This window comes from Nocardioides ginsengisegetis, assembly GCF_014138045.1.
Taxonomy (GTDB): Bacteria; Actinomycetota; Actinomycetes; order Propionibacteriales; family Nocardioidaceae; genus Nocardioides; species Nocardioides ginsengisegetis.
In genome coordinates, this window is sequence record NZ_JACGXA010000001.1 from 3,190,136 (window position 1) to 3,215,749 (window position 25,614).

The 25,614-nt window shown below is 68.0% G+C and carries 21 protein-coding genes; 10 read left to right on the top strand and 11 right to left on the bottom strand.

Going from position 1 to position 25,614, the window contains the following annotated elements; genetic code table 11:
* Window positions 1-154: 154 nt before the first annotated feature.
* The 4 genes from FB382_RS15400 to FB382_RS15415 all read right to left on the bottom strand — a co-directional run bounded on the left by FB382_RS15400 (window position 155) and on the right by FB382_RS15415 (window position 3,990).
* Entirely contained in the window at window positions 155-1,414 is a 1,260-nt protein-coding gene (locus FB382_RS15400) for a lipase family protein (RefSeq protein ID WP_182540553.1), read from the bottom strand.
* Between the two features lie 51 nt (window positions 1,415-1,465).
* Window positions 1,466-2,320: a nuclease-related domain-containing protein gene (locus FB382_RS15405; protein ID WP_182540556.1), complete on the bottom strand. Its 855-nt coding sequence runs from the start codon at window positions 2,318-2,320 to the stop codon at window positions 1,466-1,468.
* Between the two features lie 44 nt (window positions 2,321-2,364).
* On the bottom strand, window positions 2,365-3,042 hold the full coding sequence (locus FB382_RS15410) for a hypothetical protein (RefSeq protein WP_182540558.1): 678 nt from the start codon (window positions 3,040-3,042) through the stop codon (window positions 2,365-2,367).
* Between the two features lie 360 nt (window positions 3,043-3,402).
* Window positions 3,403-3,990, bottom strand: coding sequence for an excalibur calcium-binding domain-containing protein (locus tag FB382_RS15415; protein ID WP_220481373.1), 588 nt, complete (start codon window positions 3,988-3,990; stop codon window positions 3,403-3,405).
* A gap of 234 nt (window positions 3,991-4,224) precedes the next feature.
* Between FB382_RS15415 and FB382_RS15420 the strand changes: the two genes are divergently transcribed.
* The 3 genes from FB382_RS15420 to FB382_RS23105 all read left to right on the top strand — a co-directional run bounded on the left by FB382_RS15420 (window position 4,225) and on the right by FB382_RS23105 (window position 9,557).
* A complete protein-coding gene (locus FB382_RS15420) occupies window positions 4,225-7,296 on the top strand; it encodes a DUF3427 domain-containing protein (RefSeq protein ID WP_182540563.1) in 3,072 nt (1,023 codons plus the stop codon).
* A gap of 664 nt (window positions 7,297-7,960) precedes the next feature.
* Window positions 7,961-8,782, top strand: a complete 822-nt coding sequence (locus tag FB382_RS15425) for a DUF732 domain-containing protein (RefSeq protein ID WP_182540565.1) — start codon at window positions 7,961-7,963, stop codon at window positions 8,780-8,782.
* Between the two features lie 7 nt (window positions 8,783-8,789).
* On the top strand, window positions 8,790-9,557 hold the full coding sequence (locus FB382_RS23105) for a trypsin-like peptidase domain-containing protein (protein WP_182540568.1): 768 nt from the start codon (window positions 8,790-8,792) through the stop codon (window positions 9,555-9,557).
* 76 nt (window positions 9,558-9,633) lie between these two features.
* Here FB382_RS23105 and FB382_RS15435 read toward each other — a convergent pair whose 3' ends face one another.
* The 4 genes from FB382_RS15435 to FB382_RS15450 all read right to left on the bottom strand — a co-directional run bounded on the left by FB382_RS15435 (window position 9,634) and on the right by FB382_RS15450 (window position 15,870).
* Window positions 9,634-10,524 carry an LAGLIDADG family homing endonuclease gene (locus tag FB382_RS15435; protein WP_182540570.1) on the bottom strand — a complete coding sequence of 297 codons (891 nt, stop codon included), beginning with the start codon at window positions 10,522-10,524 and terminating at the stop codon, window positions 9,634-9,636.
* A gap of 359 nt (window positions 10,525-10,883) precedes the next feature.
* Window positions 10,884-13,769 (bottom strand): vitamin B12-dependent ribonucleotide reductase, encoded by a 2,886-nt coding sequence (locus tag FB382_RS15440; RefSeq protein WP_182540574.1) that lies wholly within the window; start codon window positions 13,767-13,769, stop codon window positions 10,884-10,886.
* 168 nt (window positions 13,770-13,937) lie between these two features.
* The gene (gene nrdR / locus FB382_RS15445; RefSeq protein ID WP_125038356.1) at window positions 13,938-14,453 is read right to left on the bottom strand and encodes a transcriptional regulator NrdR; all 516 of its coding nucleotides are present in this window, start codon (window positions 14,451-14,453) and stop codon (window positions 13,938-13,940) included.
* 388 nt (window positions 14,454-14,841) lie between these two features.
* Window positions 14,842-15,870 (bottom strand): ATP-binding protein, encoded by a 1,029-nt coding sequence (locus FB382_RS15450; protein WP_343055624.1) that lies wholly within the window; start codon window positions 15,868-15,870, stop codon window positions 14,842-14,844.
* 118 nt (window positions 15,871-15,988) lie between these two features.
* Here FB382_RS15450 and FB382_RS15455 point away from each other — a divergent pair, with 118 nt between their 5' ends.
* Window positions 15,989-16,387: a hypothetical protein gene (locus tag FB382_RS15455; RefSeq protein WP_182540578.1), complete on the top strand. Its 399-nt coding sequence runs from the start codon at window positions 15,989-15,991 to the stop codon at window positions 16,385-16,387.
* 5 nt (window positions 16,388-16,392) lie between these two features.
* Entirely contained in the window at window positions 16,393-16,833 is a 441-nt protein-coding gene (locus FB382_RS15460) for a DUF3052 domain-containing protein (RefSeq protein ID WP_343055625.1), read from the top strand.
* On the opposite strand, the gene FB382_RS15465 is transcribed toward FB382_RS15460, so the two are convergent.
* Together FB382_RS15465 and FB382_RS15470 are read right to left on the bottom strand one after the other, a co-directional pair.
* Window positions 16,830-18,254 carry a restriction endonuclease gene (locus tag FB382_RS15465; RefSeq protein WP_182540580.1) on the bottom strand — a complete coding sequence of 475 codons (1,425 nt, stop codon included), beginning with the start codon at window positions 18,252-18,254 and terminating at the stop codon, window positions 16,830-16,832. The two genes, FB382_RS15460 and FB382_RS15465, sit on opposite strands and share 4 nt — an antisense overlap.
* A 441-nt stretch (window positions 18,255-18,695) precedes the next feature.
* Window positions 18,696-19,046, bottom strand: coding sequence for a LysM peptidoglycan-binding domain-containing protein (locus FB382_RS15470; RefSeq protein WP_182540581.1), 351 nt, complete (start codon window positions 19,044-19,046; stop codon window positions 18,696-18,698).
* 317 nt (window positions 19,047-19,363) lie between these two features.
* Here FB382_RS15470 and FB382_RS15475 point away from each other — a divergent pair, with 317 nt between their 5' ends.
* Entirely contained in the window at window positions 19,364-20,077 is a 714-nt protein-coding gene (locus FB382_RS15475) for a hypothetical protein (protein WP_182540583.1), read from the top strand.
* 10 nt (window positions 20,078-20,087) lie between these two features.
* Here the strand turns inward: FB382_RS15475 and FB382_RS15480 are convergent, their stop codons facing one another.
* A complete protein-coding gene (locus tag FB382_RS15480) occupies window positions 20,088-20,894 on the bottom strand; it encodes an SDR family NAD(P)-dependent oxidoreductase (RefSeq protein WP_182540585.1) in 807 nt (268 codons plus the stop codon).
* A 92-nt stretch (window positions 20,895-20,986) separates the two neighbouring features.
* Between FB382_RS15480 and FB382_RS22950 the strand changes: the two genes are divergently transcribed.
* The 4 genes from FB382_RS22950 to FB382_RS15500 all read left to right on the top strand — a co-directional run bounded on the left by FB382_RS22950 (window position 20,987) and on the right by FB382_RS15500 (window position 25,471).
* On the top strand, window positions 20,987-21,778 hold the full coding sequence (locus FB382_RS22950) for a GNAT family N-acetyltransferase (protein ID WP_182540587.1): 792 nt from the start codon (window positions 20,987-20,989) through the stop codon (window positions 21,776-21,778).
* Window positions 21,779-21,916: 138 nt separating this feature from the next.
* The gene (lexA, locus tag FB382_RS15490) at window positions 21,917-22,669 is read left to right on the top strand and encodes a transcriptional repressor LexA (RefSeq protein WP_182540591.1); all 753 of its coding nucleotides are present in this window, start codon (window positions 21,917-21,919) and stop codon (window positions 22,667-22,669) included.
* A 116-nt stretch (window positions 22,670-22,785) separates the two neighbouring features.
* Entirely contained in the window at window positions 22,786-23,637 is an 852-nt protein-coding gene (locus FB382_RS15495) for a phosphatase PAP2 family protein (RefSeq protein ID WP_182540592.1), read from the top strand.
* 91 nt (window positions 23,638-23,728) lie between these two features.
* The gene (locus FB382_RS15500) at window positions 23,729-25,471 is read left to right on the top strand and encodes an alkaline phosphatase D family protein (RefSeq protein WP_343055626.1); all 1,743 of its coding nucleotides are present in this window, start codon (window positions 23,729-23,731) and stop codon (window positions 25,469-25,471) included.
* Window positions 25,472-25,614 lie beyond the last annotated feature (143 nt).

The following is a 25,614-nucleotide window of genomic DNA, read 5'->3' on the forward strand; positions in this document are numbered from 1 at the left end:
GCCCGCCACCGCAGGAGCGAGTGCTGCGCACAACAACATGAACACCACGACAGTCACGGTCCCGAGACGACGCATGGTCACCGACCTCCCTCAGTCGAGGCGACGGTAGGACGGAAGGCACCGCCGCGTGGCCGATTTCCGAAAAGCAGGCGCCTCAGCAGCTGCTCGGCGCCGGCGCCCCGGCGAACCGCGACCCCAGCCAGGCCGTCGCCTCGTTGAGGAACGTCAGCCCGGCGTTGCTGTGGTCGGCGCCCTGGATCTCCTCGTACTGCACCGTCACGCCCTGGCTGCAGTACTCGTCCGCCAGCGCCTTCTGGTCGGCCGCGATCATCACGTCGTCGCCCTTGCCGTCGTGGTTGCCCGCGACGATGAACATCGGCGCACTCGGGTGCCCCTTGACCGAGCCCATGACGAGCCCGTCCAGGATCCGCTTGAAGACCGGCACGTGGAGGATGTCCTCGTACTTCTTCTTCATCAGGTGCTTGATCGTCAGGTTGGGGAACTCCCCCGACATCTCACCGATGCACTGCGTCGACTCGGTCCGCACCACCATCCGACCCCAGTCGGAGAGGTAAGGCATCAGGTCGAGCCCGTGCGCGCGGCTGATGCCGAGCATCGCCCCGGGGATCACGTCGGACCACTCGGGCGTGCCGTCGACGTACGGCAGGTTGTGCGCCATGTTCACCGGCAGCCCGCCCATCGCGGTGCCGACCAGGTTCAGGTCGGGTGCGTGCTTCGGCTGGAGCTCGCTGGCCCAGTCGGCGGCGATCGAGCCGCCGGAGTAGCCCATCATCCCGACCGGCGTGGTCTTCTCGTCCAGCTTCAGCGCCCGCAGCGTCGCGGTGATCCCGTCGAGCGTGCTGCGCCCCGACTCACGCCCGGCCACCCAGTGCAGCCCCGGCCCCTCGAAGTCCGGCACCGTCACGACGTACCCCTGCTGGTGCAGGTCCTGCACCGCCCCCTGCTCGATGTCGGTCAGCTGCGCGTTGGCCGCGCCCGGGTTGCCGCCCCGCAAGGTGTACGACGGGTCACACTTGCTCGACAGCGCGTCGTAGAAGCTGAGGTACGCCGCCACGCGCGGCTGCGCCGTCCCGCTCGCCGGCAGCACCACCGTCGTGACCGTCGCGACCGCCCGCCCCCGCGTGTCCGTCGTCCGGTAGAGGATCTGCTCTGCCGGCACCGGCGTCCCGTTGGTGTCCGCCCCCAGCGTCACGTCCCGCGTCTTCAGCGGCGTCCCAGGCCTGAGGTCCTTGAGTGGCGTCGACCCGTCGTAACGGTAGAAGGGGTCCTTGCTCGGCCGCACCAGCGCCTGGTTCGTGTCCGCCCCCTCCGCCGGAGCGACGGCGGGCGCCAGGCTCGCTCCCGTCGCCAGCGCGGTCGCGAGCACGGTCACGGCGGTCAGCTTGAAGCGCACGGGGTCCCCTTCGTCGGTTGTCGGAGGAACAACGACCACCACGACCGCCGGTTACCGTCCCGTCGGTTTGGGGTGCTTCGTGTCGAGCTTCTTGACGTGCTTTGTATGCGGACTGGGAGTCGGTGTCGGCTGCGGCGCGACGTGGCTGGTCAGGAGGTTCGCGATCCCGTTCGACAGGGCGTTTGATACTCCCGGGACGAACGCCACGGCACCGACGACCACCAGGACGACGATGGCCTTGGCCAGCTCACCACCCCCACTCGAGCGTCGCCTGGACCTCGCACGTGTCGAGGGCGAACGCGGAGACGGTCTAGGCACCGCGCGACGTTGGCTGCTGATCTGCCGCGGCCCCGTTGCTGGGTGGACTTGGGCGTCGAGCCACAGGCAGGCTTCCTGCCTCACGTCGGGTGGCAGTACGGCGGGCCGCGTTGACAGCATCTCCGCGATGTTGGCAGTCGAGCACACCATCACGTCGCGCGCCCAACCCGTGACCGGCTCGTCCCGGACGAAACTCAAGACCGAGAACACATGCTGGGGCACTACCCGTGGGCACAGCCGTGCGATCGCGAGCCCTGCCTCCGCCACCCCGACAACGGCCTCCTCGCGACGCCGTCCGTTCTGCGACAGCACGTTGTCCCGCACCTGGATCCGACCCGTCCAGTTCTTCGAGTCGATGACGAACACGCCCGCAGGTCCGACCACCACGTGGTCGATGTTCGCGAACTGCCGGCCTGGCCACCGGATGTCGTGGAACACCGTCCAGTCCTGGCTGGGCAACGCCGACAACGCCGCTGCCGTCGCTGCCTCGCCATCGGCCCCCCGCTCCCACAGCTCGGCCGAGCGTTGCAGCCGCTCTGCCTTCTCACGCTGTCGCCGTGCCGACTCACGTGCCGACTCGCCTGCCATCCATCCTCCCGAGATTGGTTCAACACAAGAGCCCTGCTGTTTGGCTACTCAGCCAAGATGACCGGGCCGAAGACGTCGACACTGCGAAGGTCGACAGTCACCAGCTCCTTGGTGCGTCCTCGAGACTCGAACCGCAACTCCGACGAGGCCCGAGTGAGGATCGGCCACGCAGCCTCATGCCCGTCGATAGCCGCGAGTCGCGCTCGCTCGACACGTGCCGCGACGAGCGGAACATTGGCTCCATCGACGGCCACGACTCGCGCAGCCACCAGCCCGTGAGCGTGTGCAAACGCTTCCTTGGCTGCCAGCAGGAGGTGGGCCGCGACGACCTGCGCGTGCCACTCGTTGCGTTCGGTCTTGGTGACCTGGTGAAGGGTTGGCGCACCGGACGGTGTCAGTGCCGGCTTGCGCCCGGGAACGATGTCCGGAGTCGGCACAACCACGACGAGCCCGACTTCGTCACCCAAGACTCGGGCCACTCGCACCGGCCGGCCAGCGAACACCGTCGCCAACGTGGTCCTCACGGCATCGGGGTGATTAATCGAGAGTGCGGCAAGGGCAGCGTCGATGACGTCTTGCTTGCATTGGCGTTCGCCTTCAGCGAGCGTCAGCAAGTCGCTGGCCCAGCGCTCGGCTTGCTCCCGTGCCTCGACGCGAGCCGCCTTGCGAGCCGCACGGTCCAGCCGTGACGTGCCAGCCAGCGACTGCTTCTCGGCCGTCATCAGAAGCTTGAGAAACGTGGGCAGCGGAGGTCGAGCGATGACCTCTCGACTCGGCGTCGAGAACTCCTGTCTGTGCAGCTGGCCGAGGTGTGAGAACTCAGCTGCAACCCGGTCGATCTCCTGGAGTCGCTGCGCCTGCGCTGGCGTGAGTCCGCTGGTCGAGCGAGAGGTCGGGCGTCGGGCTGGGGCACCGAGCGACTGGTACGCCGTGAACGGGCCCGCACCGGTGGAGACGCCGGTTCGACCGCCTCCGACGTGAACCCTGGCCCCTCGCGGCCCCACGTGGGTCCGCAGCCCTCGCGAGCTGGCCGAGATGCGGACGCCCGGAGCGACCTTGAACGAGAAGAAGCTAGCCATTGACTACTCGCACACTTCGCCGTCGTTGTCAGCGTCGTCGTACCAGTAGTACTCGGGATCCTGTCCCTCGAAGTAGGGGCCGTATCCCGCGGCGTTTGCCTCGTAGCAGTAGCTGAATCGAGGATCAGTGGACGGCGCGGCCGGGGCTGGCGGTGCAGTCACGGGCGCGGCCGCTGCCTTGGCGGCCGCGACTGCCCGGATCAGCGCAGCATGGTCCTGGGCATGCGTGCGGGCGATAGCTCGCGTGACGGCAGTGCGCTGGGCGGTCACTGACCTCTCACGCATGTCCGACAACCGCTGCTGTGCGTTGTCCCGAACGGTCGCGATCTTGCCGCTCAACCGGTCTTCCGCAGCCGACACCGCTGCGTCGATCTTCGTCTGGATGTCAGCGGTAGAGATCGTCGGGCTGGGAGCCTGCTTGGCAGCGGCCGGCTGCGATTCGGCGCTGCCTGGCGATGCGACGACTCCGATGACCAGGCCCGCAACGCCCGCGGCGATACCCACCTTGCCGCGCGTCCAGAAGGGAGCCTTCGCCGCGGGGAAGTAGCCCGGGTACTGCTCAAGAGTGGGTGGGAGTTCTTGCTGCGACATGACGACCCAAGATTTCGTTTGGCTGAACTGGCGCCATCTGTATAAGCCGGGCCGACCAGCCATGTCCGGCGAACGACCAACTACCACCCGACTGGGCCAAGGGTCGCCCCTCCGGACTAGTGCTTCTCGCAGGCGACCCTTCGCCATGGCTCTCTGGGGGGGGGTGAGAACCTTGGCCGCCGACGTTCGGGGTTTGTCGCTCGCTCAAAGCCTTGTTCCTGGCAAGCTCGCGGCGTGGATCTCGGACTTTACGAATCTCTCGTCACTCACGGTCTCGCCGCCGACCTCGAGCAGCAGCCCTACGCGACGGGTTCGAGCGCGATTGACCATGCCGACCAACCGCATGTGCTGTCGCGACACGTTCAGCAGTTGTTGGAGGGAGTCCTCAGGTCGACGACCGATGTTGACCGGCGCTTGCAGTTGGTGAACAGCCTGGTGCGGCAGCTCGTGGACGAGCAGCAGATCGTTCTGGCCCCACCCGCGCACTTGCTCAGTGTCAAGGCCCTCCCAGGCCCAGGCGTTCACCACTACGAAGACGTTCGTCCAAGCACGCCGCTGTCCGAGGCCGCCCTGCTCACGAACGCCCGTGACGAGCCAAGTTTGGGAGCCGAGCTGCGAGCCGAGCTAGACACCTCGGACGAGGTGGACCTGCTCTGCGCATTCGTGAAGTGGTACGGCCTACGAGTGCTCGAGCCCCAGCTCCGCCGCCTTCAGGAGCGAGGCGCGCCCCTCCGAGTCATCACCACTACCTACATGGGCGCAACAGATCGCCACGCTCTTGACCGGCTGGTCCGGGAGTTCGGTGCCGAGGTCAAGATCCAGTACGACGCCGCGCGCACTCGGCTGCACGCCAAGGCATGGCTGTTCCGGCGCCGGACCGAGTTCGACACTGCCTATGTCGGCTCCTCGAACCTCTCGAGCGCAGCCCTCCTCGAGGGTGTCGAGTGGAACGTGCGCCTGTCCCGCGTGGGCACCCCCGCGTTGCTGCAGAAGTTCCGCGCCACGTTCGACACGTACTGGAACGACAACAGCTTCGAGCGCTACGACCCGGACACCGACCGCGATCGCCTCGATGATGCACTCGCCGAAGCGTCGGGTCGATCAACGTCCAGCCGAGTCACCATCTCAGTGTCGGGGCTTGAGGTCAGGCCGTTCCCGTACCAGCAGGAGATGCTCGACGCCCTGGCCGCCGAACGCGAGGTGCACGACCGTCACCGCAATCTCGTCGTCGCCGCCACTGGCACAGGGAAGACCGTCGTGGCCGCCCTGGATTACCGCTCCATGTGCGGGAGCACGGCCAGCGAACGTCCCCGCCTGCTCTTCGTCGCGCATCGCAAGGAGATCCTCGAGCAATCGCTGAGGACGTATCGAGAGGTTCTCAACGACGCCAACTTCGGCGAGCTCTACGTCGCCGGTGCACGACCCGAACGGTGGCAGCACGTCTTCGCGAGCGTTCAATCCCTTTCGTCGTACGGCCTCGACAGCATTCCGGCCGACAGCTTTGACGTGGTCGTGATCGACGAGTTCCATCACGCGCAGGCGGCCACTTACCGTCGCTTGATCAACCACCTGGAACCGCGGGAGCTTCTCGGGCTCACCGCGACCCCCGAACGTTCAGACGGTGTGGATGTCCGATCCTTCTTCGATGGTCGTACGGCCGCCGAGCTGAGGTTGTGGGACGCGTTGGGCGCCGATCTCCTGTGTCCGTTCCACTACTTCGTCGTCGCCGACGGCACCGACCTTCGTCGAGTGGCATGGTCCAGGGGCCGGTACGACGAAACAGAGCTGTCGAACGTCTACACGGGCAATGACTCATGGGCTGCGATTGTGCTGACCCAGCTGCGAGACAAGATCCCGGACACCGGCAGCATGCGGGGTCTTGGCTTCTGCGTCAGCGTCGCCCACGCCGAATACATGGCCTCAGTCTTCCGAGCCGCGGGAGTTCCCTCGCTTGCCGTGAGCGGGCAAACGCCGCAGGCGGATCGTGAGCGCGCACTAACGGACCTGAAGGACCGACGAGTCAACATGTTGTTCGCGGCGGATCTGTTCAACGAAGGCCTTGATCTTCCCGACGTAGACACGGTCCTATTCCTGCGGCCGACCGAGAGCGCCACGATCTTCCTCCAGCAGCTGGGGCGTGGCCTACGGCGCACGTCCACCAAGGCCGTGCTGACCGTCCTGGACTTCGTCGGCTACCACCGCAAGGAGTTCAGGTTCGACCTGAAGCTGCGTGCCCTCACCGGCCGCACCAGACGCGGCCTCGAGCGGGACATCCAGCACGGCTTCCCCTTCCTGCCCTCGGGTTGCCAGATCGTCATGGATGAGGCGTCACAGGCGATCGTCCTGGAGAACGTGAAGTCGCAGGTGTCTCGACGTTGGGCAGATCTGGTCTCGGAACTGCGGTCTTACGGCGACCACTCACTCGCGACGTTCCTCCACGAGTCCGGGGTTGAACTCGCTGACGTGCTCCGCCGAGGCGACCGCTCCTGGACGCAATTGCGCCGCGACGCAGGACTGCCCACTCCCCCTGGCGGCGACGCCGAGACAAGGTTGCTCAAGCGGACGCGAGCCTTTGCCCACGTCGACGACGCCACTCGCGCGACCTCCTACACACGACTGCTCCGCGACGACGCCGCCAAGTACGACTCGCTGACATCGGCGGAGCAACGGATGGCGAGGATGCTGTTCTATTCGCTCTGGTACGACGGTGGCGGCTACTCCTCCATCGCCGATGGCCTCGAAGACCTTCGCGGCGAGCCGGCCTTCCGGCGTGAGCTCGGTCAGGTCCTCGACATCGCGTTTGACCAAGCGCACCACGTCACGCTCGACCTCACCGACTCGCTCTCGTCGATTCCCCTCAAGGTGCACGCGCGATACCAGCGTGAGGAGATCCTGGCCGCGCTCGACTTCCCGAGAAACCCGAACAGCTTCCGTGAGGGCGTTTGGTACTCACCTGACCTCGACCTCGACGCCTTCTTCGTGACGTTGAAGAAGAGCGAGGCCGCCTACTCCCCCACCACGATGTACCGCGACTACCCGGTCAGCCCGACGCTCTTTCACTGGGAGTCGCAGTCGACGACGTCGCTGCAGTCGAAGACCGGACAGCGGTACGTGACCGGCGAGAGCCCTGTGCTCCTTTTCGTGCGGCTTGAGCAGAGGGACGACTTCGGCACCGCCCCTTACCTGTTCTTGGGCCCAGCCGTCCACGAATCCCATGACGGCGACCGACCCATCGCCATCACCTGGCGCCTCGAGCACGCGATGCCGGCAGAGTTCTTCAACGCCGCCTCTGTCGCGGCGATGTAGGCCACTGCGTCCAGTTGCCGTTGAAACTTAGCCACTCCGATATGTGATCGAGGCGAGTCCGATTCTTGCGGTGCTGCCGCAGGCCATCCCAACGTTCGGGGTGTTCGAGCACCGTAGGCGTCAGACAGGCCCGGGAGCGGTCCAACCGGGTCTGGGGCTGAAGGGCGGGCAGTCGAAGCGCTTCCTGGATTGGCTGTTTCCTGCGTCACGATCGGCCTATGCCCTTACCGTATCTAAGCGCGTGGAATGTGTTGCTCGGGCCACGACAGAGATGTGTTACGGGGGAACGACCATGACTGAAAGTACAACTTGTCCAAACGGGCACGAGGCGCCCACAGGATCGCTGTTCTGCCCTCAGTGCGCGGCGCCCCTTCCTGGGACGAAACAGCCAGCCACTGACTGGCACTCTGACGTTCTTGTTACTTCGCTGGCCACACAAGAGAGGGTCGACCAGAGCGAATCCTCAGTCCAGGCCGCGATGCTCTCCACAGATTCCTCAGACACAGCCTTGGTCCCAGAGAGCAGTGACGTCTCTTTCAACCATATTGGCGCGCATGAACCGCAGCTCTTGTTGACTGGAGCGGAGGTGCCGCCGCTCGATGTAGCTGACGGTGGCGTTGCGACTCGTCCCCGACGATCGCGACGCAAGCTTTATCTGGCCCTCATGGTCGTCATCGTGATGTTGGCGGGTGCGTCAGGGGCAGCCTGGTGGTTCACGATCCGCGAGACCGACGAAGATCGGTACCTTGCAGCCCTCGAGACTGGTGGGTTCCAGGAGCACTACGCGACCCCAGACGTCGCACTCGCGGCCGGACATGCGTTCTGCACCTCTTTGGCGGGTGGTGCGGACCTCGAAGGGTTCGACTACCAGCACGTGGCCGTGGCCGAGCTTTGCCCACAATTCGACAAGTCTTTCCACGTCATCCCTACCCCCGAACAGCAGCAGGAGAAGTACACACGACTGCTTCGGAGCAAGGGCCTAGGCGGCAAGTTCTCCTCTGACGCCTCGGCCGTGACGCACGCGAAGGCCATTTGCCAAGGCTTGGACGATGGCGCAGCTCAACAGGGTCCCGAAGTGGATGCCGTTGGCGTCTCCGTCTACTGCAAGCAATACGCGAGCGGCTTCAAGACGCTCTACCCGATTCGTGTCGCCGGCACATTCACGTTATTCGACAGCGACCCGTCGTCATACTTTCCATCGATCGACGGGACTGCCGGATTCTGCAGCGGAACCGGCGGGTATTCCGACGTAAGTAGCGGGAGCGAGATTCGCGTAACGAACAGCTCCGGAGACGTCCTTACGACCGCAAACCTTGGGGCCGGCCACGGCAGTCCTCCATTTATGTGCAAATTCCCCTTCAAGTTCACCGTCATGGATGGCGAGCCTGGTGGGTACATGATCGAGCTTGGTGATCGAGGCAGCATCCACTACAGCGCGGCTGACCTCAAGATCCCCGAGAGCGTTCAGATCACGCTGGGCGACTGAGCCACCGATGCGCCGCTTGCCGACGTCAAGGTGGACTGCCACAGCGTGTCTCCTCCTGACCGCGCTTCTGGCCGGATGCAGCGAGCAGGATTCCTGGCCCGAGAGGCGCACCGACGCTTTCGACTCCCCGGGAGCCGTCCAGACAAGTGGTGACAATCTCGGCGGCACGCTCGCCGGGGAGATCCTGTCTCAGACGGATTGGACGCGCACGATCAACGCAGTCAAGCCAGCGACGTTCGAAGTGTTCAACCACGGCTGCTCATTTGAAGCGACCGGATCGGCGGTGGTTCTGTCCCCGACAACGCTCGTCACCAACCGGCATGTGGTCGCCGGAGCCCGGACGATGGCCGTGCGAGCTCCACAAGGAGCCATGACTCGAGTCGACTCCTGGGTCGTCTCCAGGCGCGATGACCTTGCCCTGTTGCACCTGGCGTCACCGATCACGTCAGCCCCCGTCTCGCTCTCGACGGACCCAACACCGGGAGATCTGGTGGCGGCTCTAGGTTACCCACTGGGCGGCCCTCTTAGAACGGCTCAAGGCCGTGTCGTGGGTGTTGGCGACGTACCTGGCGTTTCGGGAGCAATGATCACGGCCTCCATGGATATTCTTCCTGGGAACTCTGGCGGCCCGTTGGTGAACACCGAAGGTGAATTGGTCGGCTTGATACGTGCAATCGATCTCGTTGACGGTTGGGCCATCGCGGTCCCAGTCGATCGCGTCGCGCGCCTTCTGAATCACGAATACTCAACGCCAGGGATACCTTGCCGTCCATGAGAGGCGGCGCTATCGCCGGGTACGGGTGCTTTCGCTTCGCCCCCGCGCCGACAAGGGATTCGTCGCCTTTCCACGTTCACGGAGCAGTCGGACACGGAAATCCCGGATCGGGGTAGGCACGGAGCGGGGTCACGCCCGCGGCCAAAACGGGACTGAAGCGAATCTCCAGGTCGAGTACATCAGCGAGCCAGGCTGGCAAACGGGCGCCCGCCGCATGCACGCGACGGACGCTTTCCCTCGTTACGTGACGCGAGCGGGAGTCGCAAAGGTGGCGAAAGGCTTGTCTTCCAGTGCCCTTTCCGGATCGCCCACTCCTGCCGGCCGGAACGAGGTCATACAACTCAGGGCCTTGAGTACCGGGGATGCGATCCGTCAGCGCCGTCCGGTAGGCCCGATCTCGGTACTCGACCGCCCTCGACTCCTTGTCGGGCTCGAGGAACGAAACCTGCCGCGACAACTCTTGGCCCCATGGTCCTGCGGCGTACAGCTCGAAGTAGGTCTTCTGCATGTGCTTGTTGAACTTAGGGATCTGGGCATTCACGATCCCCAAGTTCGTGACGAGATCCTGCAGCCCATCGATGGCGGCTCGGCTCTCCAGACAGATAGCCCATTTGCCGGCGTAGGAATGCGAGGTATAGCCGTCGAGCGCGGCCCCCTGCATGAACCGAATGGCGTGCTGGCGTCGTCCATCCAGGATTATCGCCGGCACCTTCTTGTTGGATGCTCGGCTTCCGCACTCGAGCATCTCCATGAACTCAACAAGCCTTTTGCTGGATACCACGAGGCCAGGGCATCGATCAGCTTGATGAGTCAGACGAGACTCGAGGCCGAACACGTTCGACGCCGCCCGCTGAATGTCCCGCAAGACACTCGGAACGGAATTGGTGAAGATGACCGACCAGTTGCTCCGCGTGGTGTGCCCCTCCGAGAGGTAGGCCCCGAGAAACAACGCAAGATCATTGGTCATCCTTCGCGGGATGCGGATCCCCTTCTCGGAGCCACGGAGAGGGCGAGGCTCCAAGCCCGGAACGGGCGCGGGGGACGAGGACCACTTGCCACCGTAGGAGGTCCCGAGCCAATCACCAGGCCGCGCATCCTTTGCGGTGCACCACACCGGTGGCGCGTCACCAGCCCGCGAGAGGTAGATCGGAGCGTTCGCATCGAAGGTGCGAACCCCGCGTCCTTGTACGGTCATCACCACTGAATCGGGCACGCTGACTTTCCTAACCCGACCCCTTGGGATGCTCTCTTCCTATCAGCACCCGCCGACATGACAACGGACCCGACACCCTTGCGGGTGTCGGGTCCGTTCGCTATCGCGTGATGTCAGCTGCAGCCGGAGGTGCTTCCGCAGCCTTCGCAGACGTAGCAGGAGCCGGCGGGGCGCATCTTGGTGCCGCAGGTGAAGCAGAGCGGGGAGTCGACGGCGTGGCCGGTGATCTTCTCCAGGAGCTCGGCGGAGGTGTGGGCCTCCTTGGTCTCGGCCACCGGGGTCTCGGCAGGCTCGACCACCGAGGTGGCGTCGACGTCGACGTCGACGATCTCGATGACCGGGGACTCCATCAGCTCGGCGGCGGAGCCGGTCTCCTCGACGGGCTCGTAGGAGCCGGTCTCGAGGTGGCGCTGGCGCTCCTCGGCGGAGTAGATGCCCATGGCGGCGCGCTGCTCGAAGGGGAGGTAGTCCAGGGCCAGGCGGCGCCAGACGTAGTCCATGAGGGACTGCGCCATGCGGACGTCCGGGTCGTCGGTGAGGCCGGCGGGCTCGAAGCGCAGGTTGGTGAACTTCGCGACGTAGGTCTCGAGCGGGACGCCGTACTGGAGGCCGATGGACACCGCGATCGAGAAGGCGTCCATCACGCCGGCCAGGGTCGAGCCCTGCTTGCCGAGCTTGAGGAAGACCTCGCCGAGGTGGCCGTCGTCGTGCGCACCCGAGGTCATGTAGCCCTCGGCGCCACCCACCGTGAAGGAGGTGGTGCGCGAGACGCGGGACTTCGGGAGACGCTTGCGGGTCGGGGCGTAGACGATCTTCTCGACGACCTTGGTCTCGGCAGGCTCGACCACCGACGCGGCGACGTTGCTGCTCTGGCCCTTGTTCTCGCCCTTGCCGGTGGCCATCGGCTGGCCGACCTTGCAATTGTCCCTGTAGATGGCGGTCGCCTTCAGACCGAGCTTCCAGGACTGCAGGTAGATCTCCTCGACCTCCTCCACCGTGGCGTCCTCGGGGAGGTTGCAGGTCTTGCTGATCGCACCGCTCAGGAACGGCTGGCAGGCCGCCATCATCCGGACGTGGCCCATCGGCTTGAGGGCACGCGCGCCCATGGCGCAGTCGAAGACCTCGTAGTGCTCCGAGCGCAGGCCGGGGGCGTCGATGACGTGGCCGTGCTCGGCGATGTGGGCGACGATCGCCTCGATCTGCTCGGGCTGGTAGCCCATCTTCTTCAGCGCCCGCGGGACCGTCTGGTTGACGATCTGCATGGAGCCGCCGCCGACGAGCTTCTTGAACTTCACCAGGGAGAAGTCGGGCTCGATGCCGGTGGTGTCACAGTCCATCATGAAGCCGATGGTGCCGGTGGGCGCGAGGACCGAGGCCTGCGCGTTGCGGAAGCCGTTGGCAGCGCCGAGCTCCTGCACCTGCGCCCACGCGACCGTGGCCAGCTTGTGGACCTGGCTGTCGGCGATCGCGAGGGTGCGGACGGTGTCGTTGGCGGCCTGGTGCTTGCGCATGACCCGCTTGTGCGCCTCGGCGTTGCGGGCGTAGCCGGCGTAGGGGCCGACGATGCCGGCGAGCTCGGCCGAGCGCTTGTAGGACTGGCCGGTCATCAGCGAGGTGATGGAGGCGGCCATCGCGCGGCCACCCTCGGAGTCGTAGCCCAGGCCCATCGCCATCAGCAGCGCGCCGAGGTTGGCGTAGCCGATGCCGAGCTGGCGGTAGTTGCGGGTGGTCTCGCCGATGGGCTCGGTCGGGAAGTCGGCGAAGCAGATCGAGATGTCCATCGCGGTGATGATGAACTCGACCGCCTTGGCGAACAGCTCACCGTCGAAGGTGTCGTCGTCCTTGAGGAACTTCAGGAGGTTCAGCGAGGCGAGGTTGCACGAGGAGTTGTCGAGCGACATGTATTCGGAGCAGGGGTTGGACGCGGTGATGCGGCCGGTCTCCGGGTTGGTGTGCCAGTCGTTGATGGTGTCGTCGTACTGGAGGCCCGGGTCGGCGCACTCCCAGGCGGCCTTGCTGATCTTGTGGAACAGGTCGCGGGCGTCGACCATCTCGATGACCTCGCCGGTCTTGCGCGCACGCAGGGCGAAGTCGGTGCCGTCCTCGACGGCGCGCATGAACTCGTCGGAGACGCGGACGGAGTTGTTGGCGTTCTGGTACTGGACGGAGGTGATGTCGGCGCCGCCGAGGTCCATGTCGAAGCCGGCGTCACGGAGGGCGCGGATCTTGTCCTCCTCGCGCGCCTTGGTCTCGACGAACTCGACGATGTCGGGGTGGTCGACGTCCAGGACGACCATCTTGGCCGCACGACGCGTGGCGCCGCCGGACTTGATGGTGCCGGCGGAGGCGTCGGCGCCGCGCATGAACGAGACCGGGCCCGAGGCGGTGCCGCCGGAGGAGAGCAGCTCCTTGGAGGAGCGGATGCGGGAGAGGTTGAGGCCGGCGCCGGAGCCGCCCTTGAAGATGAAGCCCTCCTCCTTGTACCAGTTGAGGATGGAGTCCATCGAGTCGTCGACCGAGAGGATGAAGCAGGCCGAGACCTGCTGCGGCGACGGGGTGCCGACGTTGAACCAGACGGGGCTGTTGAAGGAGAAGTACTGGTTGACCAGCAGCCAGGTGAGCTCGTGCTCGAAGATCTCGGCGTCGGCGTCCGTGGCGAAGTAGCCGTGGTCGATGCCGGCCTTGGTGTAGGTCTTCACGATCCGGTCGATGAGCTGCTTGAGGCTCCACTCACGGACGTCGGATCCGACCGCGCCGCGGAAGTACTTGGTCGTGACGATGGTGCTGGCGTTGACCGACCAGGTGGTGGGGTATTCGACACCGCGCTGCTCGAAGACGGTGGCGCCGGTCTTCCAGTTGGTCTGGACGACGTCGCGACGCTCCCAGGTGACCTCGTCGTAGGGGTGGGTGCCCTCGGTGCTGAAGACGCGCTCGATCTTCAGTCCGGTCTTCTCGGCGCCCTCGGCGCCGGTCTGGGCACCACTCTGCGTCTCGGTCATCTGCAATCTCCTCTGTGCGACAGCGTTGTCTGGTGGTCTGGAATGCGTGTTGCTGGTGATGGCCTCCTCGACCCCCCTGTCCCCCATGAACAGGATGGTCGGGACCACCGACAGTTGGTGCGCCCGGCGCGTACAGCTTCCCCACTGCACACGCCGGGCGGTCTGGGGTCAGCCCGGTGGGGCCGAGGACGCCGCGTCGACCAGGTCGGCCGGCGTCATGGGGAGCGACCGCTCCGCCTTCAGGAGGGCGATCTCGTCCTCGAAGTCGTCGGCCGACTCGAAGGCGCGGTAGACGCTCGCGAAGCGGAGGTAGGCCACCTCGTCGAGCTTGCGCAGCGGGCCGAGGATCGACAGGCCCACCTGGTGGGCCGGGACCTCGGCGAAGCCCTCGCTGCGGAGGTTGTCCTCGACCGCCTGGCCCAGGCAGGCCAGGTCGTCCTCGGAGACCGGGCGGCCCTTGCAGGCCTTGCGGACGCCGGCGACGGCCTTCTCGCGGGTGAACGGCTCGGTCGCGCCGCTGCGCTTGAGCACGGTCAGCTGCATCTGCTCGACCGTGGTGAACCGCTTGCCGCAGCCCCCGTTGTCGGCCGGGCAGGTGCGACGGCGACGGATCGAGCCGCCGTCCTCGGCGACCCGCGAGTCGAGGACCCGGGTGTCGGTGTTGCGGCAGTACGGGCAGTGCACCGTCGGGCTCCTCTCCTGTGGTCGCGGTGTCGCGGTCGGACCGACCTCCGGGCTCGCCTGTGACCCCTTCGCGAGGGGTGTCGGCGTTGTGGAAATCGGCCTGTCTACTGTGGATAACAACCGGTCACCTGTGGGGCTTCCACGTGTTCCTGTGGAACTAGATGTGGATAACTACACCGGTGTAAGTACTAGATGTTGTGGTTACCGTACGCCGCCGCCGCAAGGCTTCGCAAGTGGATCCGGAGGGTTGCGGCGCGTCGGATCGGCGCCGTCGGAAAACCGCAGGTCAGCGAGTCGCGGGGTCCCGAAAATAGTCATTTCGGGTGGTGTGTCGCGGGCCGTTCGACAGGCCGCGCGGAAGGGGCTCGGGAGAGCCGATTCCGACGGGTCAGCCGGTCTGGAGGGAGCCGTTGGAGCCGCTCCCCAGCTCGAGCGCGAACCAGGCGGTGGTGCCGGTCGCGTCCTGCTCCGAGCCCCACCGGTCGGCGAGCGCGTCGACCAGCATCAGGCCCCGCCCGAAGACCCGCAGCGGGTCGTCGTCCTCGGAGATCGTGATGGTCGTCGGGTCGCCCGAGCGGCTCGATCCGCCGAGGTCACGGACCAGGACGGTGAGCACGCCGTCCTCGAGGGCCACGATCAGCTCCGACGACGTCCGGGCGTGCATGACGACGTTGGTGACCAGCTCGGACAGGCACAGCTGGGCGGTGTCGACGGCGTCGTCGTCGATGCCCCACCCGGCCAGGGCCTCGCGCAGGAACCGGCGTGCGGCACCGGGGGCCCGCGGGTCGCTCTCGAGCAACACGGCGACCCGCTCCCCCTGCCCGACGAGAGCGGGGTCGTCGGGGGCCACCTCGTCCGGGCCGCGGCCGGTGGCGATCCGCACGCGGCGTACGGCGTCGGCGGTGCGGCGGGCGGCCGCCTCGAGCAGCCGCTGCTGCCGCTCGCCGAACGCCTGGGGCTCGTCGAAGAACAGGATGAGGCCGCCCACGGGCGAACCGGTGCCGGGCAGCGGCCAGGCCCCCATCGCGAGCGTGCCCTCATTGCGCTGGCGCCCCACGACACCGGGGAACCGCGGCTCGAGGTCGTCGAGGCTGCCGAAGACCGGCTCACCGCTGCGCACGACCGCGGTGAGCGGGACATCGTCGTAGGCGTCGATGTGGCACCACTCGAGGTCGGCGTCGCCGACCTTGTCGGTGGCCACGAAGCGGAGCCGGCGGCCGCCGCCCTCGGTCAGCGCGAGGCCGACGCGGGACACGTCTGGGAGCGAGACGAAGTCGGCGAGCAGGCTGCGCGCCACCTCGTCGAGGTCGTGGGCGTTGCGGAGCGCGAAACCGAGGCGCGACAGATGCCCCAGAGGCGCGCGAGGCTGCCCGCCCCCCGTCGCGTCCGGGCCGGGTGCACCCCCACCAGACGACACAGGACCATCCTAGTTCCGCACCGCCGGAGCGCATCCTCCAACCGGCCCTTGACAGACGGTTGCGCGGAACTCGCGGGTCGACCGGTCCGGACTGCGCAAGATCGGTCAGAATGGGTTGGTGGGGAGTCAGGGCAAGCGCGCGGGTTCACGGAGGGGTCCGAAGCAGAAGGCCCCAGCCCGCGCACCCCTGCTCGGACTCGCGCTCGGCGTCACCCTGTCGGTCGTCGCCTGGGGCTACCTCGTCTACGCCGCCATCGACTTCGGTGCCTCGGCCCGGGGCGGTGAACGCAACGCGTGGTACTTCCTCGGCCTCGCCTCGCTCGGCGCCGTCGCCTGCCTGTTCATGGGGCTGATGCTCGTCGCCCGGCTGCTGCGCCGGCTCGGGATCACCAGCGGACCGCGGCCGCCGCGCCCGTGGCAGATCGTCGAGGACGACGAGCCCGAGGCACCACTCGACGCGACCCGGGAGATCACGCCGATCGTGCGCCCGCCCGGCGGCCGGCGCGCGGCACGCTGAGCACGGTGGTGGCCGGCTACTCGGGCACGCCCCTGGTCCGCAAGCTCGGGATCAAGGAGGGGCACGTGCTCTTCCTCGACGGCCTGCCCTCGGTTTCGTCCCCCGACGTCGCGGCGCTGGCCGAGCCGGGCACGGCCACGAACGTCGTACGCCGCCTGCCGGGCCGCGCGGACGTCACGCTGACTTTCCACACCGAGCTCACCGCGCTGACCCGCCGGCTGCCAACACTCTTCGAGCGCACCAGCACGGCCGGGATGGTGTGGGTCTGCTGGCCCAAGAAGGCGGCCCAGCGCTCGGCCCGCAACCCCGACGGGCCGGTCACGGACCTGGACGAGAGCACGGTGCGCGACCTCGGACTGGAGCTCGGGTTCGTCGACGTGAAGGTCGCCGCCCTGGACGGGACGTGGTCGGGGCTGAAGTTCGTGCGGCGGGTGGCGGACCGTTAGGTGGTGTCTCGGCCGACGGCCGCAGCAACAGCCGATCTGGCGGACTCGTTGACCGGCGTCGGCTCGCCCTGAAAGTCAAACTGGAACAGTGCCATGCTGGCTCGGTCTGCCCACTCGACCGCTTCCCGGGTATATCCAGCGAGAGAAAAGAACACGGGCGTCTTGGCCTCGATCACGGCCGCCCCGAGGAGTTGCTGTAGCGCGGGTCGACCGCTAGGCACGGCTTCCATCTTCACTTGGGCGACCACGGTGGAGGTTTGGACGTCGATCCCCCCATCCGGCCCGGACTTGGTGAGAGATGCAGATCCGAATCCGAGGTACGTGAGCCACTCTGCGACCACCTGCTCAGCCTCGTGGGCGGTTCGTATAAGCCGCAGCTCGGGACGGCAGATCAATGGAGCCGCGCTTGGCGAACTTGGCGTCGTCTTGCGACCGAGGGCGTACCGCAAGCCCGCCTCGAGGCGGGCCGCGTTTGTCCACGTCTCATTCCGACAGTGGGCCGTAACGGCGAACTGCCCATCGTGCGTATTAAGTGCGACCTCGACCGAGTTGAAAGGGCGACCGGCGTATCGCTTGAACGTGGCGTCTGCACCCGCCAACGAATACGTCCTGGTTGCCCCTGCCGGGAACCACAACAAGTGGTTGTCTGTGATCAGCACAGGACCAAACGTCACCGCTGACTTCGTAGAGTCCTCTTGCCCCACGGTTGACACCCTGACCATGCCCGGAATGAAGGCGACGGGTAGGCCCGGATCGACCTCTCTCGCCCTTCTCAAGAACTGTCGAATCGTCTTCGCAAGGTCGACACGCTCGGACGCGTCGACAGCGTCGCTCATTAGGGAGATTCGCGCATCCAAAGACTTGGCGCCTGGGACGCGCCGGTTGAGGACCCGGAGCTCATCCCGTACAGCCACCTTGCCGGCCTCAAGAAGTCGACGGGATTCATCCTCGGCCGCCCTACGGGCGGCCTTCTGCTCGGCACGCGCCCGGGTGGCGAGCCGCGCGAGCCCCTTCTCGTGGCGACACGCGTCGTTGTACGCCTGAGTCGTCTCCGGTGCCGACTCTCCAGGCCGAGTCCGAAGCCGTCCCCGCGCTTCGAGCGTGCCTCCCGTGCCGGTTGCGTAGCGGAGCACGACGGCACAGCCGGGCCGACTCTGACCGAAGGCTGACGGGTGAAGGGCAAGTATCCGGGCGCTCGCTCCTTTAGTGCAGACGGTGTACATCACGTCACCAAGCAAGCAAACCAGAAGCTCGCCACGGTCAGACTCCCAGACGTATCCCTCAATGACGAAGGCGTCCTCTAGGCGTGTCCCCTTGCCAATCCGCCCGAGCTCCGCGCAGATCGGTGAGATCCATCGGGGATCGTATTGGCCCAGTATCGAAGCAAGGCGCTGCTTGACATCTGTCTCGGATCCGCTCATGGCCACTCTTCTCTGGCTACCAAAGGGACGGCTCATTTTGAGGTGCTCTGGCGCGCCCCGGCGCGCGACCAGGCAAACGCTGCGACTGGTCTAGCTGTTCAGAAGTGGCTTGAGGGGATACGCGAGTGACGTGGCTGACGTGACCATGCCGCTGTCCTACCCCTGAACGCGGTACATCGATCGGTTCGATAGTCGCGCGAGGGAGGAGGTGGTCTTGGCCGCAAAAGCAGCGAGGGCGGGACTCCTCGAGTCCCGCCCTCGTCTTCCCCTGCTCCGTCAGCCGGGGTCGAGGCGGCTGACGGGAGTCTTCAGTTGTTGCGGACCGCTCTGCGCTTCAGGCCCCATGTGGCTCGCCGAGTTGGCGCAGCCGCCCTCCCCCGCTTCGCTCCTCCGTGCAGTTGCGCCCACTCGGCTCAGGCGGCTGACGAAAGTCTGTGTGCGTCAGTCGACGATCGGCACCCGCAGCCGCTGGCCGGCGGCGACGAGGGCGGAGTCGAGGGCGTTGAGGTCCTCGATCTGGGCGATCATCGCGCGGACGTCGCCGTCGGGGGCGAGGTCGGAGGCGATGTCCCAGAGGGTGTCGCCGGTGCCGACCATGACCACCCGGGTCGGGGTGGGGGCGCCGGGGTGCTCGGTGGCGGCGGAGCGGGCTCCGCCGAGGAGGGCGCCGGCGGTGAGCACGAGGAGCAGCGCCGCCATGAGCACCACGGCGCGGCCGCGGCGGGTCAGCCGGACCTCGCCGGAGCGGGGACGCGCCGGGGCGAACGTGGGGTTGATCGTCATGGTGCTCATCGGGACCTCCTGGGGAAGTGGCGGTCAGCCATCGGTGCCTGTCCGTCGAAGAGATGTCTATCGGCGGCCACCGACAGTCCGTGTCGGGCTGTCTGGTCCACCGATTCGATCAAGCATTCGATCGAACACATGTGCGACATTAGAGCAGGTGTTCGAACGAGCGCAAGAGGCGCGCCGAACATTTGTTCGAACGGGTACTAAGACCACGCACCCCCCACCACCACCCCCGGATGGCTCGGACGGGGCATGCCAGAGCGCCCGCGGCCGCGAGTAGAGAGGGAGTGACCGCCAGCCCCCTCAACGACAAGGACCCCCGCATGTCGTCTTCACGCCCCCCATCCAGCCCAGCCCGCGGCCGCACGCTCCCCGTGCTGCTCGCGGCCCTCGTCCTGATCGGCGGAGCCAACGTCGCGGCGTACGCCGCCAACGGGCACCCGCTCCTGCTCGGCACCAGCAACACCGCCACCCACCCGACCGCGCTGAAGAACACCGGCAGCGGCGCAGCCCTGTCCCTCAAGGCCAGACCGGGCTCGCCGCCCCTTGCGGTGACCACGACGAAGAAGGTCAACAAGCTCAACGCCGACCTCGTGGACGGACTGAGCGGCAAGCAGATGGAGAACGCCGCCTACGAGTACGTCCTGCCCACCGGTGGCCCGGCGGCGAGCAGCCTCCAGGTCTCCCTTCCGGGCCTGCCCGCGGGCACCTATCTCGCGACGTACTCGGTCATCACGACGACCAGTAGCCCGCCCGCCTGCTACCTGACCCGGTCGACATCGCCGGGAGGGGCGTTCGAGTACGGCACCACCGGGGGCACGTACAGCACCAACACGGCCAGCGCGGTGGTGGACCAGGACCTCGCGACCCCGGTCACGCTCGTCTGCTTCGGTTCGACGTTCAGCGTCTACGCCGGCGGCGACGTCGACTCGCGGATCGTCCTCACACCCATCTCGCGCCTCGTGTCAGCACCCGCGACCGCCGCGCGGCACGCACCCCCGGGCGCGCGGCACCAGGGACCGGCCACGCGCCGCTGAACCGACCCGCTCAGGCGCCGGCGGACTTCTTCAGGGCCCGCCGGCCCTGGGCGGCGAACAGGCTGATCCCGCGCGCACTGACCGACGGCGCCAGCGCCGAGGCCCGTACGACGCCCCCGCGCCAACCCGGCACCGCCCGGATCACCCGATGGCTGCCGACCAGCGCGACGGCCTCGTCGGCGACCTCGTCGACGGTGAGGATCCGGCCACCGGAGTGGACCAGCAGGTTGCCCAGCCCCCCGGGCGTCTGCGCGTCGAGCATCGCGGTCTTCACCCCGTCGGGGCAGATCGCGTGCACCCGCACACCTCGAGGCGTCTCGGCGTCGCCCGACATGGTGAGCGAGACGATCGCGGCCTTCGTGGCGGCGTACAGGCTGTAGCCCGGGACCGGCCCGAGCCCCGCGAGCGACGCGGTGTTGACGACGTCGCCGCCGGCCTCGCCGAACGCCTCGAGCGCGGCGCGCATCCCCCACACGACGCCCATCAGGTTGACGTCGACCAGGCGTCGTACGGCGTCGTCGGACAGCTCCGACAGCGTGCCGTCGTCGCCGACACCGGCGTTGTTGAACCACGCGGTCAGGACGCCGTGGCGGGTCGCCTCGGCGACCGCGGCCGCGTGCCCGGCGGGGTCGCGCACGTCGTGGGCGATGCCGGCCGCGGCGCCGATCTCGGCGGCCGTGCGGGCGGCGCCCTCGCCGTCGACGTCGGTGACCACGACCCGGTGGCCGCGGGCGACCATCCGCTCGGCGATGCCGCGGCCGATCCCGCGGGCTCCTCCGGTGACGACACAGCTGGTGTGGACAGGCGGTGCAGACATGGGGGACGAAGGCTGGGCGGCAGGCATGGCGGGAGTCAACCAGATCCGCGAATTCGCCGATCCCGATGTCCCACGCGGCGTACGGTGCCCCGGTGACCCCCGTGCTTGCTGATCCGCGGGTGGCTCCGGTCGAGGACAACCTCATGGAGTTCCTGCGGGTGACGGCCTCCAACCCTTCCTTCGGGACCGAGGGTGCCGCCGACCTCCACACCTGGCACACCACCGTGCCGCACCCCGTCTTCAACGGCATCGCCGGCGCCCGCTTCGCACCCGGCGAGGAGCTGCGCCGCACCCGCGAGGTGCTGGCGGCCTACGTCGGCCGAGGACTCCCCTTCCTGTGGTGGGGCTCCCCCTCCACGATGACGGCCGAGATCGCCGACACCCTCGTCGCCGCCGGCATGTTGCGCGACGAGACGCCCGGCATGCATCGCGTCCTCGACGGCCCGGTGCCGATGCCGCCGCCCGGCCCCGGCGTCCGGATCCACGTCGTGGGCCCGGAGTGCCACGCGGCCACCGCGCGGGTGATGACCGAGGGCTTCGGCTTCCCGGCCGAGCTCGCCGGCCCGATCGTGGAGATGATGGCGCCCTTCGACGCCGCCGACCTCCTCACCGTGCTCGCCACCGTCGACGGCCAGCCCGTCGCCTGCGGCACCGCCTGGCTCACCGGCCGCACCGCCGGCCTCTACAACATCACCACGCTCGAGGCCGCGCGCGGGCGCGGGATCGGGTACGCCGTCACCGCGACGCTGCTCGAGATGGCGCGTGACCGGGGCTGCACCGAGGCGATCCTGCACGCCACCGAGATGGGCCGGCCGGTCTACGAGCGGCTGGGCTTCGAGGAGGTCTGCCGGATGCCGATGTTCGTGTGGGTGCCCCAGCTCTGACCGTGACGTGGCGCCCCACTCCGGCGCGACACGCTGTTCGAACAGATGTTTGAACAGACGGGCCGACATGGCTACGGTGGGAACACCGGCCCGGGGTGCGTCCCCCGGGCGCACCGCCGTACACCGGAAGGCACCGCCATGGCCACGAAGAAGACGGGCGACGACTCCCCCACCAAGGCTGCACGGGGTCGAGTCGCCGAGCTGCCCGACGGTCCCCCGGACGCCCACGGCCTGACCCCGCGCCAGCAGCGGGTCCTGGCCCACATCAAGGAAGCCATCGAGAAGCGCGGCTACCCGCCCAGCATGCGCGAGATCGGCGAGGCGGTCGGGCTCACCAGCTCCTCCAGCGTGGCCCACCAGCTCAAGGTGCTCGAGGAGAAGGGCTTCCTCAAGCGCGACCCCAACCGGCCGCGGGCGCTCGAGGTCTTCCTGCCCGAGGTGATGAAGGCGCGGCGCTCGATCTCCTCGGCCGACGAGTCGACCTACGACGAGACCGGCGTCGGCGACGCGATGCCCGCCGCCTCCTACGTGCCGATGGTCGGCCGGATCGCCGCCGGCGGCCCGATCCTGGCCGAGGAGCGGGTCGAGGCGATCTTCCCGCTGCCCCAGGAGCTGGTCGGCGACGGCACGCTCTTCATGCTCGAGGTCGTCGGCGACTCGATGGTCGACGCGGCCATCTGCAGCGGCGACTACGTCGTGATCCGCCAGCAGCCCACCGCCAGCAACGGCGAGATCGTGGCCGCGATGATCGACGGCGAGGCCACCGTCAAGACCTTCCAGCGCAAGGACGGCAAGGTCTGGCTGCTGCCCCACAACGACACCTACGAGCCCATCGACGGCACCCACGCGACGATCCTCGGCAAGGTCACCGCGGTCCTGCGTCGGGTCTGATCGGGGTCCGCTAGCCTCCTCACCGGAAATCTTCACGAACCCCCGAGATAAATCCCGGGAACATTTCGGGGGTATTCCGTATTTTGGTACATGTGGGAACGACTGAGGGTGGGGGTATGTCTCTGACTGCCCTGCGCCGACGCCACCCGCAGATCGTGCGGGGCGTGCTCGAGATCGTCCTCATCCTGGCCCTCTGGGTGGGCTACAGCCTGTCCCGGCTCGTCGCCGACACCGCGATGGGGCCGGCCATGCACCGGGCCCACGAGCTGCTCCGCTTCGAGACCGTGCTCGGCATCCACTGGGAGGTGCCGCTCAACGAGCTGTTCACCAACCACCGGGTGATCGGGCTGCTCGGCTCCTACTGGTACGCCTCCCTCCACTACGTCGTCACGGCCGCGGTGCTGCTCTGGCTCTACCGGCTCGGCACCCGCGTCTACGCCCCGGCCCGACGGGCGCTGGTGATCGGCACCCTCCTCGGGCTCGCGGCCTACCTGCTGATGCCGACGGCACCGCCGCGCTTCATCACGGGCTACGTCGACGTCCTCTCCCTGCACGCCTCCGACGGCTGGTGGGCCTCCGACGCCTCCGCGCCGCGCGGGCTCGGCGGGCTGACCAACGAGCTGGCCGCCTTCCCGTCGCTGCACGCCGGCTGGGCCCTGTGGGTCGCCATCTCGCTGCAGCGCCACGCCCGCCACCGGTGGGTCCGCGCGCTCGGCTGGACCTACGCCGTCGGCACCGGCGTCGTCATCATCGGCACCGGCAACCACTGGGTCATCGACGTGCTGATGGGCTACCTCGTCATCGCCGCCGGCTGGGCCGCCGCCGAGTGGGCGCCACGCATCCCCGTCCTCGTCTCCGCGCCCGCCGCCCGGCCGATGCCGGCCGCCGCGGCCCCGCTGCCGACACCGGCCCCGGCCCCGCTCACGCGCAGCCTGCCCACGCCGGCCGCCCGCAGCCGCCTCGACTGACCCGCGCCACCCCGGGGTGACCTGCGGGTGAACGGACGGTGCTCACACCGCCGATCCGGAACACGCCCGGCGCTGGCTCGTTGGGCCTCTCGTGAGCTCTCCCCGTGACATCCCCCCTGCCCAGCCCCTGACCTCCCGCCCCGTCGGTCGACGTACGGTCCTGGCCACCGGCACCGTCGGCGCCGTCGGCGTGGCCGCGGTCTCCTCGCCGCTCGCGACGGCCGCCCCGGCAGTAGCCGCGTCAGGGGCCGCGGGCGACGGCGCGGTGTTCGCCCACGGTGTCGCCTCGGGCGACCCGCTGCCCGAGGGGGTCGTGCTGTGGACCCGAGTGACGCCGACCGCGGCGAGCACCCCCGGCTCCGGCGCGGGCCCGAAGGTCACGGTCCGCTGGGAGGTGGCGCGAGACGCGGGGTTCCGCGACGTCGTACGCCGAGGCCGCTTCGAGACCGGCCCGAGCCGCGACCACACCGTCAAGGTCGACGTGCGCGGCCTGCGGCCCGCCACGGCGTACCACTACCGCTTCCACCTCGGCGACGCCACGAGCCGGGTCGGCCGCACCCGCACGGCTCCCGCCCACGACGCGACGCCGGACCACCTGCGCTTCGGCGTCGTCTCGTGCGCCAACCTGCAGGCCGGCTGGTTCAGCGCCTACCGCGGGCTCGCGGCGCGCGACGACCTGGACGCGGTGGTGCACCTGGGCGACTACCTCTACGAGTACGGCCCCGGTGAGTACGGCTACGGCCAGTCCGACGAGGACATCCGCAAGCACGAGCCGGCGCACGAGATGCTCTCGCTGGCCGACTACCGGCAGCGGCACGCGCAGTACAAGCGCGACCGCGACCTGCAGGACGCGCACGCGAAGTTCGCCTGGATCGTGACGTGGGACGACCACGAGGTCGCCGACAACCAGTGGAAGAACGGCGCGGTCAACCACGACGCAGGCGAGGGCGACTACAAGGCCCGCCGGGCGCGGGCGCACCGGGCGTACGACGAGTGGATGCCTGCGCGGCTCGACGGCACCGCCGCGCTGCGGGACGGTGACCGGCTCTACCGGCGGCTGCGCTTCGGCACGCTGGCCGAGCTGAGCCTGCTCGACCTGCGCACCCACCGCGACCAGCAGGTCGAGACCACCCCCACCCCGGTGCCCAACCCGGACCCGGCCGTCAACGACCCGGACCGGACCATCACCGGCAACCGGCAGATGCAGTGGCTCAAGGACTCGCTGGCCGGCGACCGCCCGCAGTGGAAGATCATCGGCAACCCGGTGATGATCGCGCCGGTCAACTTCGGCGCCCTCCCCGACCCGATGGTCGACGCGGTGCACCAGGTCACCGGCGAGCCGGCCGCGTCCGACGGGGCGCCGTACAACACCGACCAGTGGGACGGCTACACCACCGACCGCCGGGAGGTCTTCGACCACATCCGCACCCACCAGGTGAAGGACGCGCTCTTCATCACCGGCGACATCCACTCCGGGTGGGCCGCGGAGCTGCCGTACGACGCCTCGACCTACCCCGTCGGCGACTCGGCCGGCGTGGAGTTCGTGTGCACGTCGGTCACGGCCAACAACCTCAAGGACATCACCGGCACGCCGGCACACACGACCAGCGACGGCGTGGCCGAGACGATCAAGGCCAACAACCGGCACGTGAAGTATCTCAACTGGGACGACCACGGCTTCTCCGTGCTCGACGTGACCGCCCAGCGCGCCCAGATGGACTGGTACGTCATCGGGGACCGCAAGGACCGCAACGCCCCGATCACGTGGTCGGTGTCGTGGAAGACCAACACCGGCACCGGCCGCGTCAGCGAGGTGTCGAAGCCGGTGAGCTGAGGGCGTCCGGGATCGCCGGTTCACCGGCGATCCCGGACGTTTTCGGGGGTTGCAACCCTCCAGAAGGTCCAGGAACCCTCCAGCACTGTGGCGGGTGGGACGTCTGGGAGCGCTGGTCCCGCGCCGGCCGCGTGACGGAGGCC